15 protein-coding genes and 3 tRNA genes are annotated in these 16,729 nt (G+C 36.7%); 3 read left to right on the top strand and 15 right to left on the bottom strand.

Annotated features, from left to right (window positions below):
- Nucleotides 1–33: 33 nt before the first annotated feature.
- From gldN to MKJ01_RS08260, 7 genes are all read right to left on the bottom strand, one after another.
- On the bottom strand, nt 34–972 hold the full coding sequence (gldN, locus tag MKJ01_RS08290; protein WP_241613320.1) for a gliding motility protein GldN: 939 nt from the start codon (nt 970–972) through the stop codon (nt 34–36).
- Nucleotides 973–988: 16 nt separating this feature from the next.
- Entirely contained in the window at nt 989–2,578 is a 1,590-nt protein-coding gene (locus MKJ01_RS08285; protein WP_241613318.1) for a GldM family protein, read from the bottom strand.
- A 60-nt stretch (nt 2,579–2,638) separates the two neighbouring features.
- Nucleotides 2,639–3,328: a gliding motility protein GldL gene (gene gldL, locus MKJ01_RS08280; protein WP_241613316.1), complete on the bottom strand. Its 690-nt coding sequence runs from the start codon at nt 3,326–3,328 to the stop codon at nt 2,639–2,641.
- A 55-nt stretch (nt 3,329–3,383) separates the two neighbouring features.
- The gene (gene gldK / locus MKJ01_RS08275) at nt 3,384–4,802 is read right to left on the bottom strand and encodes a gliding motility lipoprotein GldK (RefSeq protein ID WP_241613314.1); all 1,419 of its coding nucleotides are present in this window, start codon (nt 4,800–4,802) and stop codon (nt 3,384–3,386) included.
- 108 nt (nt 4,803–4,910) lie between these two features.
- A complete protein-coding gene (glmS, locus tag MKJ01_RS08270; protein WP_241613312.1) occupies nt 4,911–6,764 on the bottom strand; it encodes a glutamine--fructose-6-phosphate transaminase (isomerizing) in 1,854 nt (617 codons plus the stop codon).
- 33 nt (nt 6,765–6,797) lie between these two features.
- Nucleotides 6,798–8,375, bottom strand: coding sequence for a DUF4270 family protein (locus tag MKJ01_RS08265; protein ID WP_241613311.1), 1,578 nt, complete (start codon nt 8,373–8,375; stop codon nt 6,798–6,800).
- An 18-nt stretch (nt 8,376–8,393) separates the two neighbouring features.
- Nucleotides 8,394–9,164, bottom strand: coding sequence for a glycogen/starch synthase (locus tag MKJ01_RS08260; RefSeq protein WP_241632561.1), 771 nt, complete (start codon nt 9,162–9,164; stop codon nt 8,394–8,396).
- 172 nt (nt 9,165–9,336) lie between these two features.
- Here MKJ01_RS08260 and panC point away from each other — a divergent pair, with 172 nt between their 5' ends.
- Entirely contained in the window at nt 9,337–10,185 is an 849-nt protein-coding gene (gene panC, locus MKJ01_RS08255; RefSeq protein ID WP_241613309.1) for a pantoate--beta-alanine ligase, read from the top strand.
- 173 nt (nt 10,186–10,358) lie between these two features.
- Here the strand turns inward: panC and MKJ01_RS08250 are convergent.
- The 3 genes from MKJ01_RS08250 to MKJ01_RS08240 form a co-directional block, all read right to left on the bottom strand.
- A tRNA-Lys gene (locus MKJ01_RS08250) sits at nt 10,359–10,431 on the bottom strand.
- Nucleotides 10,432–10,478: 47 nt separating this feature from the next.
- Nucleotides 10,479–10,561, bottom strand: a tRNA-Leu gene (locus MKJ01_RS08245).
- A 33-nt stretch (nt 10,562–10,594) separates the two neighbouring features.
- Nucleotides 10,595–10,667, bottom strand: a tRNA-Lys gene (locus MKJ01_RS08240).
- A 114-nt stretch (nt 10,668–10,781) separates the two neighbouring features.
- Between MKJ01_RS08240 and MKJ01_RS08235 the strand changes: the two genes are divergently transcribed.
- A complete protein-coding gene (locus tag MKJ01_RS08235; RefSeq protein WP_241613308.1) occupies nt 10,782–11,297 on the top strand; it encodes a shikimate kinase in 516 nt (171 codons plus the stop codon).
- A 20-nt stretch (nt 11,298–11,317) separates the two neighbouring features.
- Here MKJ01_RS08235 and MKJ01_RS08230 read toward each other — a convergent pair whose 3' ends face one another.
- Nucleotides 11,318–11,758 carry an RNA-binding S4 domain-containing protein gene (locus MKJ01_RS08230; RefSeq protein WP_241613307.1) on the bottom strand — a complete coding sequence of 147 codons (441 nt, stop codon included), beginning with the start codon at nt 11,756–11,758 and terminating at the stop codon, nt 11,318–11,320.
- A 55-nt stretch (nt 11,759–11,813) separates the two neighbouring features.
- Here MKJ01_RS08230 and MKJ01_RS08225 point away from each other — a divergent pair, with 55 nt between their 5' ends.
- The gene (locus tag MKJ01_RS08225; protein ID WP_241613306.1) at nt 11,814–12,566 is read left to right on the top strand and encodes a hypothetical protein; all 753 of its coding nucleotides are present in this window, start codon (nt 11,814–11,816) and stop codon (nt 12,564–12,566) included.
- Nucleotides 12,567–12,616: 50 nt separating this feature from the next.
- On the opposite strand, the gene MKJ01_RS08220 is transcribed toward MKJ01_RS08225, so the two are convergent.
- The 4 genes from MKJ01_RS08220 to MKJ01_RS08205 form a co-directional block, all read right to left on the bottom strand.
- Nucleotides 12,617–14,134 (bottom strand): FMN-binding glutamate synthase family protein, encoded by a 1,518-nt coding sequence (locus MKJ01_RS08220; RefSeq protein ID WP_241613305.1) that lies wholly within the window; start codon nt 14,132–14,134, stop codon nt 12,617–12,619.
- A gap of 47 nt (nt 14,135–14,181) precedes the next feature.
- Nucleotides 14,182–15,528: a tRNA (N(6)-L-threonylcarbamoyladenosine(37)-C(2))-methylthiotransferase MtaB gene (gene mtaB, locus MKJ01_RS08215; RefSeq protein WP_241613304.1), complete on the bottom strand. Its 1,347-nt coding sequence runs from the start codon at nt 15,526–15,528 to the stop codon at nt 14,182–14,184.
- A gap of 65 nt (nt 15,529–15,593) precedes the next feature.
- Nucleotides 15,594–16,235 (bottom strand): hypothetical protein, encoded by a 642-nt coding sequence (locus MKJ01_RS08210; RefSeq protein ID WP_241613303.1) that lies wholly within the window; start codon nt 16,233–16,235, stop codon nt 15,594–15,596.
- Entirely contained in the window at nt 16,232–16,729 is a 498-nt protein-coding gene (locus MKJ01_RS08205) for a DUF1572 domain-containing protein (protein ID WP_241613302.1), read from the bottom strand. Before MKJ01_RS08205 ends, MKJ01_RS08210 begins: the two co-directional genes overlap by 4 nt.

The following is a 16,729-nucleotide window of genomic DNA, read 5'->3' as shown; positions in this document are numbered from 1 at the left end:
GTACTCAGGTTTTCTATAATTATCAAGTGAAATTTAGTAATTCCACATATCGTTTTCCATTTGAAGGATCTGCGCCTTGATTCTGTCGCTTTCTTCCATCTGTTCTTCAGAGTCTCTCGGGATATAGTCTTTAATTACACCATCACCCATTCCTGTAGAAGATTTAAAGATTACAGAAGAAAATCTTCTTGCATTGATTAAATCATCAAAAGATAAATCTGCTGAGGTATTTTTTCTGTTATAAACATAATTGTTTGCCAAAATATCTCTCGCATTAGGATAATATACCCAGAAAAGGTCAATTAAATCATTGGCTCCTTCAATCGGCTGTCCATCAGGACCTACTCTACCGATCATTTGCGGATCCGGCCCCATTGCTGCAATACCTAATGGTCTGTATTTTAATTGCCCATCTCTTTTATCAATGAACCACATACCGAAAACTTTCAAAACTCTTACCTTATCCGTAGTTGTTTCATAAATGTCAGTAAGTTCTTTTTTCTCCTGCTCAGTCAACTGACGTCCACTGTTCAAGATATTTACAGCTTCATCATCAACACGCACACTTACTAATCTGTCTTTGATCTGCTGAGGCGTAAGTTTTGTAACAAAGTTTTCATCATCGTAAACTTCCTTGATGTCACCGTTCATTGCTCCGTCAAGTAAAAGCTTGTATAAAGATTTTGTTTCTGTAGCTAATAATCCGTCAGGATTGTTATAATAGAAAGGCTGATTGATTTTGTCATTCATATCAATCACTTCCCAGACAAACATACTTTTAAGGATATCTTTCTCATCAACAAATCCGTATTCCAAAGGCTTTACTTTTTTGTCAATAATCGTATCTCCTACTTTCATTTTGTTCTCAGCTCTCATTTTTCTGAACTCTTCCGGAGAAGAAGCATTCAGTATAGTCTGGGAAAATGCAAACCCCGAAACCAATACTAAAAAACTGCTAATATATTTTTTCATAATGCTCTAATTAGTTTTATTGGATATTAATTAATACAGGTGAGATATTTCCAATTTTCTGATCTCCTAAACCAGTAGCGGTTGCTTTGATATCAAAGATATATACTCCGTCTCCAGGTCTTAAGTTTCTCAACATTCCAGCTGCACCTTGCAAGGAATTACCCTGAATCTGTAATGCTGCTCTACCAGGTACTCTCACCATGAATGAAGTGACATTGAAAGATACCGGGAAGTCGAAGTCAGGAATTACCGCAGAAAGTGATTGATTCTCTACAGAAGTTGCAGGCATCGGTAAAATATTTTTACCTCTGATCTGACCTTGTGGTGGAGGTACATTTTTAATCCTGTATTCAAATACCTGAGAAATAGACTTTCCATAAGGATCTGTTCCTGATAATGTAATTTTAAGAACATTTCCTGCACCCGGTTTAACATCCCACTTACCAGGACCTGTACTCTTCACAGTCGCTCCCGGAGCAGATAATGAAAGTTTAGCATTATCAGCACCTAAGATAGAACCTGAAACAGGGTTATTAAGTCCTCTATACATTACATTCATTTTATCAGCAGAAAGCAATAATCCTTTCTGAAGCTTCACTTCCTGAGGACCCGCAATTACATTATAGGTATGCGTGAAAGGGAAGTTTTGAGCCTTACCTGTAGCATCTGTTAAAGTAATATTTCCGCTTAAAGTACGCTCTCCAATTCCATTTGTATTCAATGAAGCATATCCTTTTCCATTTTCCTGTCTGCTTACGCCGGACATTGAAATCTTGTTGCTGTTAGAATAATTCCCTAACATAATCACAGCTTCTGCAGGCTTACCGGAAACTACATCTACAGGCGCAGAAACAATAGCTTCATAGCTTGTAAATTTAATGCTGGCATCCACTTTTTCCTGTAACATTAATGCCAATGCATCAGACTGCACATTTCTCGCATCATTCTGAATGATCTCTAGGTTAGAAATCGCAGCAATGAGTGGCTGGTGATAGAATTTATTCTGGAACCATGTTTTCTCGTTAGGAGATTTTCCTTTAGGATATTCCGCAATTAAAGACTTGTTGGCTCTTTCCACTAAATCTTTTAACTGAGGATTGTTCCCAAAAGTTGTATTAATATAATTTCTTACATCATCAATTTTAGCTTTTAAATCCAAAGCTCCTTTTGAAGGGGTATTTTCATCGCCTTCTTTGAAGAAATATTCCGTGGTTGCTTCATTGTTATTTAATGCAGCAAAGTTCTCGCTTACATCAATATCCTTTCCTGCTGCATCTTTCTCGTGAAATTCTGATTTCTTTTTTAGCTGGTCTTTAATGGTCTGAGCAGATCCAACCAATACGTTAATCTTGTCTCTTAAAACCTGATATTGTGCCCAAGGCTGAGCATATGTGTCAGGTACCTGCTGAGCTTTTGCTTCAAGGGTTTTTTCAAAAATCCTTTCATTCTTTCTCTCCGTTAACCTTCTTGTCTCATTAAGAGCTTTAGTAGAATCATAATATGATCTGATGATTTCTGCATCAATATTTAGGGCCATCATCGCGATGAACACCAAATACATCAGGTTGATCATCTTCTGACGAGGGGTCTGTTTTCCTTGTGCCATTCTCTTTTCTTTGTTTGTTTAATTTTTAATTAAGTTGTTAAATATAGAAATGGTTAGGAATTAAGACTTCATAGCAGTTAACATACCGCCATAAACTCTGTTTAAATTATTTAAGTTTGATGTTAATCCTTGTAATTCTTGGTTGAACTTTTCTGAATGTTCAGCAGATTTCTGCATATCCTGTACATACTTCTTAGCAAATTCAGACTGTCTTTGTCCGTTTTCCAACTGCATTGCATATAAGGCATTCATGCTTTCCATATGCTGGGCAGCTTTATTTAATTGTTCGTTATATTTATGAGTAGAAGCTGACACATCAACGGTCTGATTAATCTGATCTACTGAGTTTGAGAATTTATCGATTCCGGTTCTTAATCTGTCAAATAACTGAACATCAAGTTTAGCATCCGCAAGCATTTTGTCTAATTTGGATGAAAGTGAATTTTCCAATTCAGCAAACTGAGCCGAAACATTTTTAGATGTATTTGAATGTAGTGGATTTGGATTGGCGTGTTTATCCAATAATTCAGGATATACGTTTTCCCAAGCATAAGACTCTTCTGATTTTGGCGGGTCGAAAGCGAAAATGATGAAGATGATTGCTTCTGTAATAAGCCCTACCGTAAGTGCGATATTACCGTTGATTGGCCCTAAAGTAATGTGAGTAATTTTTAGCCAAGCTCCAAGAATTACAATGGCAGCACCGAATGAATAAAAGAAGTTCATCCATGCATCTTTTGTCTTAAACATATAAGTTAGTTTTTTTTAGTGTTAAATTAAATTGTATTGAAAGTGTACGATTGAATTATCTGTTAACTCTTCTTGGTTTAACAGCTGCTTCAGGAATGTCTTGTACGGTTCTGAATCCGATATAACTTCTCGCTGAATCTTTTCTTTCCCAATCTCTAGCACCGGTCATTAACATATAGCCCACATCTTTCCAAGATCCTCCTCTTACAGATCTTTTGTCGTCAGCTTTGTCTTTGGTAGAAGGGTTCAGAGTAGATGAAAAACCATATGAAGAATTGTTGTATGCAGATTCTGTCCACTCAGAAACATTACCGGCCATATCAAATAATCCAAATCCGTTTTTCTTAAATTTCTTTACCGGAGCCGTATATGTATAAGTCCCTTTTTTGTCATCTTCCATATAGTTCCCTCTTTTCGGCTTGAAGTTTGCAAGATAACAACCTCTGTCATCCATTAAATAAGGTCCTCCCCAAGGATACGTAGCATTTTCCATTCCTCCTCTTGCAGCATATTCCCATTCGATTTCTGTAGGAAGTCTGAATTGCAATGGTCTTTGTTTTCTTCTTTTTAAGCTTTCGTTATAATCAGATTTTAATTTAGATCTGAAGTTACAGTACGCCCTCGCCTGATCCCAGGTTACTCCCACTACAGGATAGTCTTTGTATGCTTTATGCCAGAAATACTGTTCAAATAATGGCTCGTTGTATGCAAAGTGGAAATCTTTAACCCAAACCGTAGTATCCGGATAGATGGCGATACTTTCGCTTCTAAGATAGTTTACGCCTCTTTCATTTTCAGCAAGAGCCACATCCATATCCCCCCAACGGTATGTATATTTAAGCTTGCTAACATCAAGGATTCTTTCATTACTTACTCTTGAAGAAGCCGGTAAATACATTGATTCTAAAACTTCTGCATATTCTACATCCGGATATTTAGAGGTATTCCAATGCAATGGAACTTTCCAGTCAATTTTCTTTGTAGGATCGAAGGTTGTTTCATCTCCGCCGCCCTGTGCTTCAAGATATTCCTGATAAGGTGTTAAGTTTTCTTCTTTTTGGGCAAGGTATGCGTAATCTCCGATGCTTGTCCCTCTTCCTTTACCTTCTCCACCTTCTCCGGCAGCTTCAGCAAGTAAAGTTCTGGCAATAGAATCTCTTACATAATTGATAAATACCCTGTATTCTGCATTCGTAGTTTCTGCTTCATCCATGAAGAAAGAGGAAACAGTAACTGTTTTTGCTTGAGCTTTCTCAGGACTGTTGGTAAAATCCTGATCAGTTAATCCCGCTACAAATGATCCGGCAGGAATGGCTACCATTCCATATGGTCTTTCTGCAACAAATGATTTTGTTTTTTCTCTAGGTATCAATTCTCCTTTTGTTCCCGGTTTACCTACCGAAGAGGCTCCCCCACCTGAACAAGATACCGATGCTACCGACGCAGACAATAATAAAAGAAATATCCTTTTCATGTTAATTTTTATAATTAAGCCGTAAATATATAATTTTTTTAAGAAACTTTTAAGATTTTTTTTGAAATAACGGAAGAAATCTAAATTTATTTTATTTGCAGATAATTTTTATTCTACCGTTACAGATTTTGCAAGGTTTCTCGGCTGATCTACGTTGGCTCCTCTGTATACAGCAATATAGTAAGCCAGGAGCTGTAAAGGTACTGATGCTACAATCGGTGAAAAACATTCTGACGTTTCCGGAATCTCAATAATATAATCGGCCATATCGCTAACCTGGGTATCCCCTTTGTTAACAACAGCAATAACTTTCCCCTTTCTGGCTTTAATTTCTTGGACATTGCTTACAATCTTATCATAATGTCCTTTCTTTGGAGCGATGATAACAATCGGCATATTTTCGTCAATTAAAGCAATAGGCCCATGCTTCATTTCTGCAGCAGGATATCCTTCAGCATGAATATAGGAGATTTCTTTTAGTTTCAAGGCACCTTCAAGAGCGGCCGGATAGTTATATCCTCTCCCCAAATAAAGGAAATTGGTAGTATGGATAAAGTCTTTAGCTATCTCTTTAACTAAATCATGAGTAGAGCTTAAAACCTCTTCAATTTTTTTAGGAATAGCGTCAAGCTCGGCAATTAAGCTCATAAAATCAGCATTTCCGAGATTTCCGTTATGCTTCCCTAATTTAAATGCAATTAAAGTAAGAATAGTAAGCTGTGCAGTAAAGGCTTTTGTAGAAGCCACCCCAATTTCAGGACCGGCATGTGTATATGAACCGGCATCTGTAATTCTTGCAATAGAAGAATCCACTACGTTACAAATTCCATAGATAAACGCTCCTTTTTCTTTAGCCAGTTTTAATGCGGCCATGGTATCTGCAGTTTCCCCGGATTGAGAAATAGCAATAACAACATCTTTGTCTGTAATAATCGGGTTTCTATATCTGAATTCTGAAGCATATTCCACTTCAACCGGAATTCTTGCATATTCCTCAATCAGATATTCTCCTATCAGACCGGCATGCCATGACGTACCGCAGGCAATGATAATAATCCTGTTCGCATTCTTGAACTTTTCAATATAATCCCAGATTCCTGCCATTTTAATCACACCTTCATCCACAAGCAGCCTTCCTCTCATCGTATCATGGATAGATTTTGGCTGTTCAAAAACTTCTTTCAACATAAAATGTTCGTATCCTCCTTTTTCAATTTGCTCAAGACTCAACTTAAGTTTTTGTATTTCAGGAACTATTTTTGAATTTTCGCTGATTGTTCTGATATCCACTCCATTCTCCAATGAAATGGTAGCCATATGGCCTTCTTCCAGATAAATAGCTTCTTTGGTAAATTCTACAAAAGGTGAAGCATCAGACGCAATAAAATATTCTTTTTCACCTATTCCGATCGCTAGAGGAGAACCTAATCTTGCAACGACTAATATTCCCGGATGGTCCTTGTGCATTACAGTAATCGCATAAGCACCATACACCTCGTTAAGCGCATATCTTACCGCTGTAGGAAAGTCCATTTCAATATTCAAATCCATAAAATACTGGATAAGATTAACCAGAACCTCAGTATCAGTTTCAGATTTGAAGGTAAATCCTTTTTCAGTAAGCATTGTTTTAATCGTATCATAATTTTCAATGATCCCGTTATGAACAAGTGCTATCTTATCATTGTTAGATAAATGCGGATGAGAATTCCTGTCACTCGGTACTCCGTGAGTAGCCCAACGGGTATGCCCCATTCCAATATGGGCAGTACCTTTTAAGTTTTCGGAAATACCTACCAGGTCATCTACCTTTCCTTTAGTTTTTTCAACTTTTAAATTGTTTTCACCATCTTCCAGAACGATTCCGGCACTGTCGTATCCTCTGTATTCCAGCCTTCTAAGACCGTTAATTACTATATCATAGGCATCCTGAAAACCTGTATATCCAACGATTCCGCACATAATTATATCAAGTGTTTAAGTGTGTTTTAAATATTATTTTGTCCCGTAAGTAACTCTTAATTTTACTCTGTTTGCATTACTGGCATTTGTTCCTACAAATACCGCTCTGCTCGTATTATAAGGAGTAGTGGTAAATTTATATCCTGCTAAACCTGTCCCTGCAGTATTGCTTTGAAAAGAACCTAGGTCTATTTTAAAGTATTTTGTTTCAGTCTTATCATCTGTCGCTTTACTTCCTGGCTCAACAAGCTCTTTAATGGACTGTGTTACAGAAAACTCGTAATATGCAGGATTCTTATCCAGATCGTACGCCTTAAAGAGAGTATACCCTGTAACTCCTGCCAGCTTTAATAAGTCATTGGTAAAATTAGTTTTTATCTTGATGGGAGTAGGAGGAGTATTAGTATCTACATATTTGCGTAGCAAAGTAAATGCTGTTGGTTTCGCATAATTGCTGTTATTCCATGAAGCATCCGTATAAATTCTTATTTTGGCACTGATGATCGCTGCTTTATCATTTGCATACATCTGCTTCAGTGAATCAATAGTCTGCTGTCTAAGTTTAATTCCAATAGAAGGGCCACCCATACCCTGAGCATAGAGCTTTGCATCACCTGTAGTACTGTTGTAGCCAGCATTCTTTACAGGTGCCTCTCCTCTGTTATATTGGTACTGACCAATGTGTGTATTGGCAGAACCTAAGGCAAAAGAATAGGTTGCAGGAGTTTTTGTGGTTCCTGTTCCGTTTTTATAATACATAATCAGCTCCAGATCATTTGGTGAAAATTGAAACAGGTATCCATCATCTTCTACTACAGAAATTCTAATTCCTTTAATATGCCTGATGAAATTGGAAGCATCCTGAAGTTCAGGCTGTCCTTTCTTAGCGATAATCTTATTTTGAAAAAATGTTTTGTCTAACTGAATTCTGATTCCCGGTGTAGAAGCAGTAAATAAAGCGCTCCCGTCACTATCTTTTGTAATCGCTACTGAGCTAATATCACCTTTAAACTCTTTTGAACCCAAAACCTTTGAATTATCAAAAGCAAAAGTCTGGTTAGATTTTACGGTATCTGAAGGTGACTTTAAAAACTCAGTAACTTCGTTTATCTGGATATTAAATGTTCTTTTAGCTTTACCGAATTTTAACACAGGATAAGTATTAACTACCTTTTTAGCATTTACTGTTTCATCAGCAGTGGTTTTATAGGTATAATTATCATCTACCGTAGTGGTTTTAACCGAATCAGAAGCATATGTCGGCTTCATTACCAAAACTACAGAATCCACAACGGCATTTTCTCCGAAGTCAGGATTATAAGTAGATAATCTTAACTGTGTCAGATATGATGCTTTCTGCATTCCGAACTGTGCTTCATCAAAAGCTCCTAAGGAAGCTAACCCCAATTTAGCAGCATCACTCCTGATACTGTCATTATTATTGATATTAAAAGCAATGAGATCGAAAGGCATTTCCTTACCCTGCGCTGCTCCGTCTAAAAACAGCTGTTCTCCAAGCGTATCGGCATCCGGCTCGCAATTATGAAGCAATGCACTTCCAAAAATCACCAGAGAAAATATGGTGACTGCCTTCTTAATAGTATGAATCATTAAAAATATAGGTGTTTTTTAATAAAGTTGATTGATTGAATTGATATCAAGATATTCCGACTTTACAGTAGCGGTTTCATTAAAGGCCTTATCTAAATCTTCATCCAGAAACTCATCACCCTTTACCACAACATCCACATAATTCATGCTGTCTGCCACAAAAGTTTTCACACTCGGATTATCCAATGCCTTTAAATCTGAAATATTATCAAACTTAAGTTTTGCGGCAATATTCTGATCTAAAGCTGCATCTTTCTCATTATATAATGAAAGTACAATTTTAGCATCCTTGAAATAAGTGTCGGATTCGTAATAGGTCTTTAGATAAATTGGCACAAAAGAGGCCATCCAACCGTTTAAGTGGATAACATCAGGAACCCAGTTCAGTTTCTTAATAGTCTCTATAACGCCTCTTGCAAAGAAAATGGCCCTTTCATCATTATCATCAAAAGGTCTGCCTTCATCGTCAAAATAATACTGCTTTCTTTTGAAGTACTCTTCATTGTCTATAAAGTATACCTGAAGCCTTTCTCCTGGAAGAGAGGCTACTTTAATAATAAGAGGCTGATCCAGATCATTAATAATAATATTCATTCCTGAAAGGCGGATCACCTCATGCAGCTGGAATTTCCTTTCACTTATCTGTCCAAATCTTGGCATAAAAACTCTTACATCATTGCCTTCGTTGTGCATCTTAAGTGCCATTTTGTTTACCACTGCAGCCATATTGGTATCTTCTTGATATGGATACATCTCTGTAGTAATGTACAGTATTTTTTGATTCGGCATAAACTTCTATCTAATTTTTTGTAAAAATGCTTTAATGTGCAAAATTACGAAAAAACATTCAACATTATTTTAATTAACATTTTTTTACGATAATTCGCGTGTTACAATTATTAAAACAACTCGATATTATATGATATTTTTAGTTATTTTTGAATTAATATTAAAATAAACTATGGAAGTTCTAAAAAATAAGAAGGTTCTTCAGGATTTCATTGAGAGACAGAAAGAAATGGGCAAAAGGATAGGCTTTGCTCCTACGATGGGTGCGCTTCATCAGGGACATTTATCCCTATATGAAGAGGCCAGAAAAGAGAACGATCTTGTAGTTTCATCAATTTTTGTTAATCCGACACAGTTCAACAATCCCGAAGACCTTGAAAAATACCCAAGAGACATCAACAGGGACATTTTGATTCTTGAAAAATCAGGTCTTGTGGACGCAGTATACATACCGGAAATTACTGACATTTATCCTGAAAAAACAGAGAGTCTGCATTATGATTTTGGCGGGCTGGAGAATGAAATGGAAGGAAAATCAAGACCGGGCCATTTTGATGGCGTAGGAACAGTAGTGGAGGAGCTTTTCAAACAGGTAAAGCCCGACAATGCATATTTCGGTGAGAAAGACTTTCAACAATTAGCCATCATTAAGAAAATGGTTGAAAAAAAGAAGATCCCGGTTAAAATTAAAGGTGTTTCTATTTTTAGAGCAGAAAACGGCCTGGCACTAAGTTCAAGAAACCAAAGGCTCCATGAGGACAGAAGAGAAGCCTCTAAAATAATTTACGAAACATTAAACAAGGTAAATGACTGGTTCCGAATCATAACCATCTCTGAAATCAAAGAAAGAGTTCAGGATATTTTTGATCATCAAAGAGGGATGCAGCTTGAATATTTTTTAATTGCGGACGAAAAAACTTTAAAAGAAACGGACTTTTTTTACAAAGACAGGAACTTCAGAGCATTTATTGTGGTAGTTGTAGATGGAGTAAGGTTGATTGACAATATGCATTTGGATTAAACATACATCTTCTAAGAAAATTTTAAACATCATGGGCGTTACTTTTTTAAGTAACGCTTGTTGATTTAAATGATATATATATATTAAAAAATCAAAGGCCTCCTGTAGGAAGCCTTTGAAACACCAAATCACAAAATATTAATATGAAAAAAATTTACTTTTCAGTAAACTTGTGACCCGGCTGGGATTCGAACCCAGGACCCATACATTAAAAGTGTATTGCTCTACCAGCTGAGCTACCGAGTCGGCCACAATTAAAAATGAAAATTCATTTTAATCATTTTTTTTTGCAGTGCCTGCGACTGGACTCGAACCAGCACATCCTTAGGAAACCACCCCCTCAAGATGGCGTGTCTACCAATTTCACCACGCAGGCAATAAATTACAAAATTCAGTAATTTTTTGCTAGTGACCCGGCTGGGATTCGAACCCAGGACCCATACATTAAAAGTGTATTGCTCTACCAGCTGAGCTACCGAGTCGGTCACTTTATCATCAAGTTTTCATTAAGTAATGTCCCTTGTTTTAAGTGGTGCAAAGATATAGCTTTTTTTTATTTCTCAAAACTTTTTTGCAAATTTGTTTAAAAAAAATTCATGATAATTTCACTGGTCGGATACATGGGAAGTGGCAAAACTCACATTTCCAAAATATTAAGCGAAAAACTCAATTTTAAATTTATTGACCTCGATAAAGAGATATTTCAGAGAAACAAATTAACCCTTCCTGAAATATTTGAAAAAAAGGGAGAACTCTACTTCAGGAAGCTGGAACGGGAAACTCTGGAAGAAATCCTGGCCACGGAAAAAGATATCGTTTTAAGCCTGGGAGGCGGAACACCTGTGTATTATAACAATATGGAAATTATCAATAATAATTCAAAAAGTATCTTCCTAAAAGCTTCTGTGGGCACTCTGTCGGAAAGACTTTCCAAACAAAAGGAAAAACGGCCACTGATTGCACGTATTTCAGATGAAGATCTTCCTGAGTTCATTGCGAAGCACCTCTTTGAAAGAAATGCGTTTTATGGTAAAGCGCAATTTAGCATCAATACAGACAACAGAAAGCCTGAAAATATAGTAGATGAAATTGTAGAAAAGCTCTATCTTTAGAGCTTTTCATTGTATTTAATTTAGTCTTCTTTTTTATCAGAATCATCAGCAGTTTCCCCGAAAAAGTCATCCCAATCCGTAAAGTCTGATGCTACATCATTCTCCACATAATCATCCATTTCCCTTCTGTCTTTTTTCGTAGGCCTTCCTTCTCCCCGGTTTCGGTAATAATCCTGAGACATCTTTCGCATTTTAAGTAGTTCATATTGCTCTTTATCAGTAACATCTTTAATGTGAAGCGGAACAAGCTTAGCTCCCATCCTGCTTTTTGGGATCTGGATTACTTTAATTTTGTAATCAATCTGATTTTTTCGGATTTTTATGACATCTCCTTCTTTTACTTCTTTGGAAGACTTTACTACAGAGTCGCCGATAGCCACTCTGTTCTTTTTAATTTCTTCTGTAGCAATGGTTCTTGTCTTATAAAAACGAATACTCCATAAAAATTTATCTATTCTCATATTTTTTTATACTTTTGCCGTTATATTATTTGTAAAGTAATTAAAGTTTTTTGAAATGAAAAAAATATTTTTATATATCCTTGCAGGATCTCTATGTTTCGCGGCTTGTAAAAAGGATGATGAAGTTGAAACTTTTGTGGAGCCTGATGATATCGCCGTAAGAAATTCATATGATGACCAGGCCATTCAGAAGTATATGGATGAAAACTATCTGGATGCCCAGGGAAATATAAAAGCCTTCAGCTCTACGGATGCTGCGGATGATAATGAAAAAAAACTTTCCGAACTTAGTCCGGTAAAACTTCCTTCAGGTGTAATCTATATCGTAAGAAATGGTGCACAGCCTGCAACAGGGGTAACTTTAGAGACTAATTCATCTGCTGGAAATAATGCTACGCAAATCAGAACAATGATGAGAGCTAATGCTTATATGGCAACCAGTACAGATGGAAATGTTACTTTTTCCTCAATGGGAAGTTTAATAAATACAATCAATGGTGATGGGTCTCCTGTTACAGATCCTATGTTTTACTATGTAAAAAATAAAACAATGAAGGATGCAGGTAAAGAAAGAAATTATTATGAAATTGAAGGTCTTCAGGAGGGATTAAAATATTTTAAAGGGTTTGAAAATATGAACGACGGAGATGCTTATAATTTACAAGGAGTAATTATAGTACCATCCAGAGCTGCTTTTGCAAGGGATGCACATTTCCCTTATTCTTCAACGTATTCTTTAAAAAATACCTCTTTTGTATTTAACTTTCAAATATATAAAGCCAATCCACGGCATAGTGATGATCAATAAAAAAATCAAACCGCTTCAAATCTGAAGCGGTTTTTTTTGACTCTTATGTACTAATATTTAGCGTTCTGTTTTATATTTCCTAAAATATCCGGGAAATAATGATCTGACAGATGATCAAATTCATCACCTCTCATAAACATACTGGCATCCACTTCCTCATAAGAACTTCTTCCCGCTGCAGCGATCAGCTCATTACAGGTGTGTAGTGTATTTTTATGAAAATGATATACTCTTTCCGCCTTATCTGTTACATCAAGCCCTTTGACCAGCATTTTATCCTGTGTGGCTACTCCTGTAGGACATTTGTTATTATTACATCTCAAAGCCTGGATACAACCTAAAGAAAACATAAATCCTCTTGCATTGTTACACATATCTGCTCCCATAGCAATAGCCCGCAAAATATCAAGGCTTGTTAAAACTTTTCCGCTGGCAATAATCTTCAGCTTATTTCTTACAGTGTAATTGGTAAGCGTTCTGTTTACAAAAATAAGAGCCGGTTCCAAAGGCATTCCTACGCCGTCTGAAAATTCAGGCGGTGCAGCACCTGTTCCTCCTTCTGCCCCGTCAACCGTAATAAAATCCGGATAAATTTTCAGCACATTCATCTGAACACAAATATCTTCAAATTCTTTTGTATCCCCAACACAAAGCTTAAATCCGACAGGTTTTCCGCCTGAAAGCTCCCTCAGCTGCTGTACAAATCTCAATAATCCCGCAGCATCAGAAAAGGCAGAATGTGATGGTGGAGAGATAATGGTCATTCCCGGTGTGACGTGACGGATTTTTGCAATTTCAGGGGTATTCTTTACTCCGGGTAAAACACCGCCATGACCAGGTTTTGCACCTTGTGATAATTTGATTTCAATCATCTTCACATTTGACATTGTAGAATATTTCGTGAATAATTCAGGGTTAAATTTTCCTTCCTCGTCCCTGCAGCCAAAATATCCGGTTCCAATCTGCCAGCATAGGTCACCACCTTCCAGGTGATGGGGTGAAATTCCTCCTTCTCCTGTGTTGTGATAAAAATTTCCTTTTTTCGCCCCTCTGTTTAACGAAATCTGAGCTCTGTCACTCAATGCCCCGAAACTCATCGCTGAAATATTAAATAAAGAAGCATGATAAGGCTGCGTACACTGTTCATTCCCTACCCAAACGCGGGGCAGCTCCTCTACAGGAGATTTAGCATAAATAGAATGCTTGATTCCTTCGTACTTTCTGTGGTTAACTTCCAGCTGCGTCCCGAAAGGTACCGTATCATTCAAATTTTTTGAACGTCTGTAAACGGCAGAACGCTGATTTCTTGGAAACGGCTTTCCGTCTGTTTCTCTTTCAATAAAATATTGCTGCATCTCAGGTGAAATACTTTCAAAGAAATATCTGAAGTATCCGATTACCGGGAAGTTCCTTAAAATAGCATGCTTGGACTGGGTAATATTATAAATTCCGATTGCATATAGTATGGTCAGTAAAAAAGGAATCCACCAGTCGGCTTTTATAAGAAAAGCCACGGCCCAGGCTATAATAACAATTACAGCTCCCCAAGATAAAAACTTATCTCTCATAAGAAATATGATTTAAAATTAAATGTAATAGAAATTTTGCAAAGAGCTTATGCCTTTGCTAAAAAGCTTTCGTAGGATGAGTGCACAGAAACCGTGCCATCTGACAGGATTTTTTCTAATTTTAATAGTTCAATCTGGTTAACGCATGTGGTATCAAAGTCTTTCTGAACTCTTACATAGTTTTCTGTAAAACCAAACATTTTACCATCTTTATTTTCATGCTCCCAAAGAACAGGAAGTATTTTACCAACTTGAGTCTGATAAAACGCCATTTTCTTTTTTTCAGAAAGAATCCTCAGCATTTTATTGCGTCTTTTTCGTTCAGGGACAGGTACTGCGCCAACCATTTCAGCAGCTTCCGTATTTTCTCTTTCGGAATACGTAAAAACATGAAGATAGGTAATCGGAAGTTCATTCAGGAAGTTATACGTTTCCATAAACAATTCTTCCGTCTCTCCAGGAAATCCTACGATTACATCAACACCAATTGCTGCATCAGGCATCACTTCACGAATTTTAGCTACCCTGTCTTTGTAAAGCTGTGTCAGATAACGGCGCTTCATTTTTTTAAGCAATTCATCGCTTCCCGATTGCAGCGGAATGTGAAAATGAGGAACAAAGCTTTTGCTTCTGGAAACCAGTTCGATACTTTCATCTTTTAAAAGATTCGGCTCAATAGAAGAAACACGGATTCTTTCGATCCCGTCTACCTTATCAAGCTCTGAAATGAGATCCAGAAAAGTATGTTCATGTCTCTTATTACCAAACTCTCCTTTTCCGTAATCGCCGATGTTCACGCCTGTTAAAACAATTTCTTTAATATCCTTTCCTGCAATTTCCTTAGCATTGGTAAGAACATTCTGAATGGTATCGGAACGGGAAATCCCTCTTGCCAAAGGAATTGTACAGTACGTACATTTGTAGTCACAGCCATCCTGAACTTTCAGGAAAGCCCTGGTACGGTCGCCAATGGAATAACTTCCGATGAAGAAGTCGGTTTCTTCAATTTCACAGGAATGAACAACACCCTCACTTTCAGATTTTTCCAGATCATCCAGGTAACTTAAAATATTAAATTTTTCTTTGGCCCCTAATACGAGATCCACTCCTTCGATCTGTGAAATTTCTTCAGGCTTCAGTTGGGCATAACATCCCACAATGACTACCAATCCTTCGGGATTGGCTTTCATGGCTCTTTTCACGTGAAGCTTACACTCGCGGTCTGCATTTTCCGTTACCGAACAGGTATTGATAACATAAATATCTGCTTTCTCATCAAAACTTACCTTATCATATCCTGCATCTGTTAATTGACGGGCAATAGTGGATGTTTCCGCAAAATTTAATTTGCAGCCAAGGGTATGAAATGCGGCAGTTCTATGAAAGTGAGACATTTATTGTTTCTGAATTTTGTAAGTGCAAAGATAATAATTTAATATGAAATCTGAATTGATTCAGTCTATGGCTTAAATTCGTCTCTTACCTCTGGGCTGTTCAGGAAACAAATTGGAGAAGAATACTGAACCGGTATTTCTTCATTTTGTTGCAAATCTTTTATGCATTGTTCTCTTATATCCCAAATTTCATTTAAATCATAAGGAATATGTGTTTCGGCAATCCATTCTTTAAGAAAATTTTTATGAAGTATAATTTTTTCACTATCAATTTCATCATATTCAATTTCAACTTCAATCAATAACTTATTTTTGAATTGAATGTAGCTGGAATTGGTTTTGGTAAAATCAAAATATTGACTGCCGATTTTGAGATAATTATGCGCTTCCGGAATATATTTCAAATGAAACTTTTCCAATGTATGTCTGATTTTGTCGGTATATTCAGCATCCATTTTAAAAATGCCGAGAATTAATTTGACATCGTACTTCTTGCTTTCAATGGCCAGCTTACGTAAGACTGCATGTTTAGTACTGCATGTTCCTCCAAAATCTTCAAAAATACATTTTACATTACTTTTATCAGGGTTTCTTTTGTACGGTAATGCAGCAATATATGTAGTGGCAGAGTGAAAGTCTTTTATATTTCTTGTTATAAACTCCTCAGAAACAGCTCCGTTTTGTTTGTTTATAATAAAATTTTTCATTTTGGATTAAATTGCTCTGACTTGTTTTTTGCAATGGATAGTGTTTTCCAGTCATGATTTTTTATCATTTTTGCAATGTAAACGATCTGTCCGATATGATAAGGATAATGTGCCAATTGGCGGAAAACCGCATCGATTACGGAATGTGCCTCACCCCTTATATAAATCGTTGAATACAGGTTTTGATCATTAATCTGGTCCAAAGCACTGAAAAGACATTCCCAGCCTTTCTCCCAGTACTCCAGCATATCTTGCTTTGTTGTAAAAGTATTGATAAATTCTCCGTCACGGCCCCGCCATGGCTTTTCCCCGTCTTCCGTAAGAAAATTTGTCCATCGGGACAGCATATTTCCTGTTATGTGTTTAACAATAACAGCTATTGAATTGCTTTCTTCGTTAAATGCCCAGAATATCTGCTCACCAGAAAGCTGTTTAAATGTGCGATCACCTAAAGTTTTATAATATTCAAAACGTTTGATAAATAAATCTTTCAT

Origin of the sequence: Chryseobacterium sp. SSA4.19 (assembly GCF_022601875.1) — a bacterium.
In the GTDB taxonomy this organism is placed as follows: Bacteria; Bacteroidota; Bacteroidia; order Flavobacteriales; family Weeksellaceae; genus Chryseobacterium.
The sequence above is the reverse complement of the archived record's forward strand: the minus strand, read 5'-3'. Positions and strand labels throughout refer to the sequence as shown.

Excerpts from the sequence above, each read along its gene's own strand:
- MKJ01_RS08285 (WP_241613318.1), bottom strand. The coding sequence starts at position 2,578 with ATGGCACAAGGAAAACAGACCCCTCGTCAGAAGATGATCAACCTGATG.
- gldN (WP_241613320.1), bottom strand. The coding sequence starts at position 972 with ATGAAAAAATATATTAGCAGTTTTTTAGTATTGGTTTCGGGGTTTGCA.
- mtaB (WP_241613304.1), bottom strand. The coding sequence starts at position 15,528 with ATGTCTCACTTTCATAGAACTGCCGCATTTCATACCCTTGGCTGCAAA.
- MKJ01_RS08210 (WP_241613303.1), bottom strand. The coding sequence starts at position 16,235 with ATGAAAAATTTTATTATAAACAAACAAAACGGAGCTGTTTCTGAGGAG.
- panC (WP_241613309.1), top strand. The coding sequence starts at position 9,337 with ATGGAAGTTCTAAAAAATAAGAAGGTTCTTCAGGATTTCATTGAGAGA.
- MKJ01_RS08225 (WP_241613306.1), top strand. The coding sequence starts at position 11,814 with ATGAAAAAAATATTTTTATATATCCTTGCAGGATCTCTATGTTTCGCG.
- glmS (WP_241613312.1), bottom strand. The coding sequence starts at position 6,764 with ATGTGCGGAATCGTTGGATATACAGGTTTTCAGGATGCCTATGATATA.
- gldK (WP_241613314.1), bottom strand. The coding sequence starts at position 4,802 with ATGAAAAGGATATTTCTTTTATTATTGTCTGCGTCGGTAGCATCGGTA.
- MKJ01_RS08220 (WP_241613305.1), bottom strand. The coding sequence starts at position 14,134 with ATGAGAGATAAGTTTTTATCTTGGGGAGCTGTAATTGTTATTATAGCC.
- gldL (WP_241613316.1), bottom strand. The coding sequence starts at position 3,328 with ATGTTTAAGACAAAAGATGCATGGATGAACTTCTTTTATTCATTCGGT.
- MKJ01_RS08260 (WP_241632561.1), bottom strand. The coding sequence starts at position 9,164 with ATGCCGAATCAAAAAATACTGTACATTACTACAGAGATGTATCCATAT.
- MKJ01_RS08235 (WP_241613308.1), top strand. The coding sequence starts at position 10,782 with ATGATAATTTCACTGGTCGGATACATGGGAAGTGGCAAAACTCACATT.
- MKJ01_RS08205 (WP_241613302.1), bottom strand. The coding sequence starts at position 16,729 with ATGAAAGATTTATTTATCAAACGTTTTGAATATTATAAAACTTTAGGT.
- MKJ01_RS08230 (WP_241613307.1), bottom strand. The coding sequence starts at position 11,758 with ATGAGAATAGATAAATTTTTATGGAGTATTCGTTTTTATAAGACAAGA.
- MKJ01_RS08265 (WP_241613311.1), bottom strand. The coding sequence starts at position 8,375 with ATGATTCATACTATTAAGAAGGCAGTCACCATATTTTCTCTGGTGATT.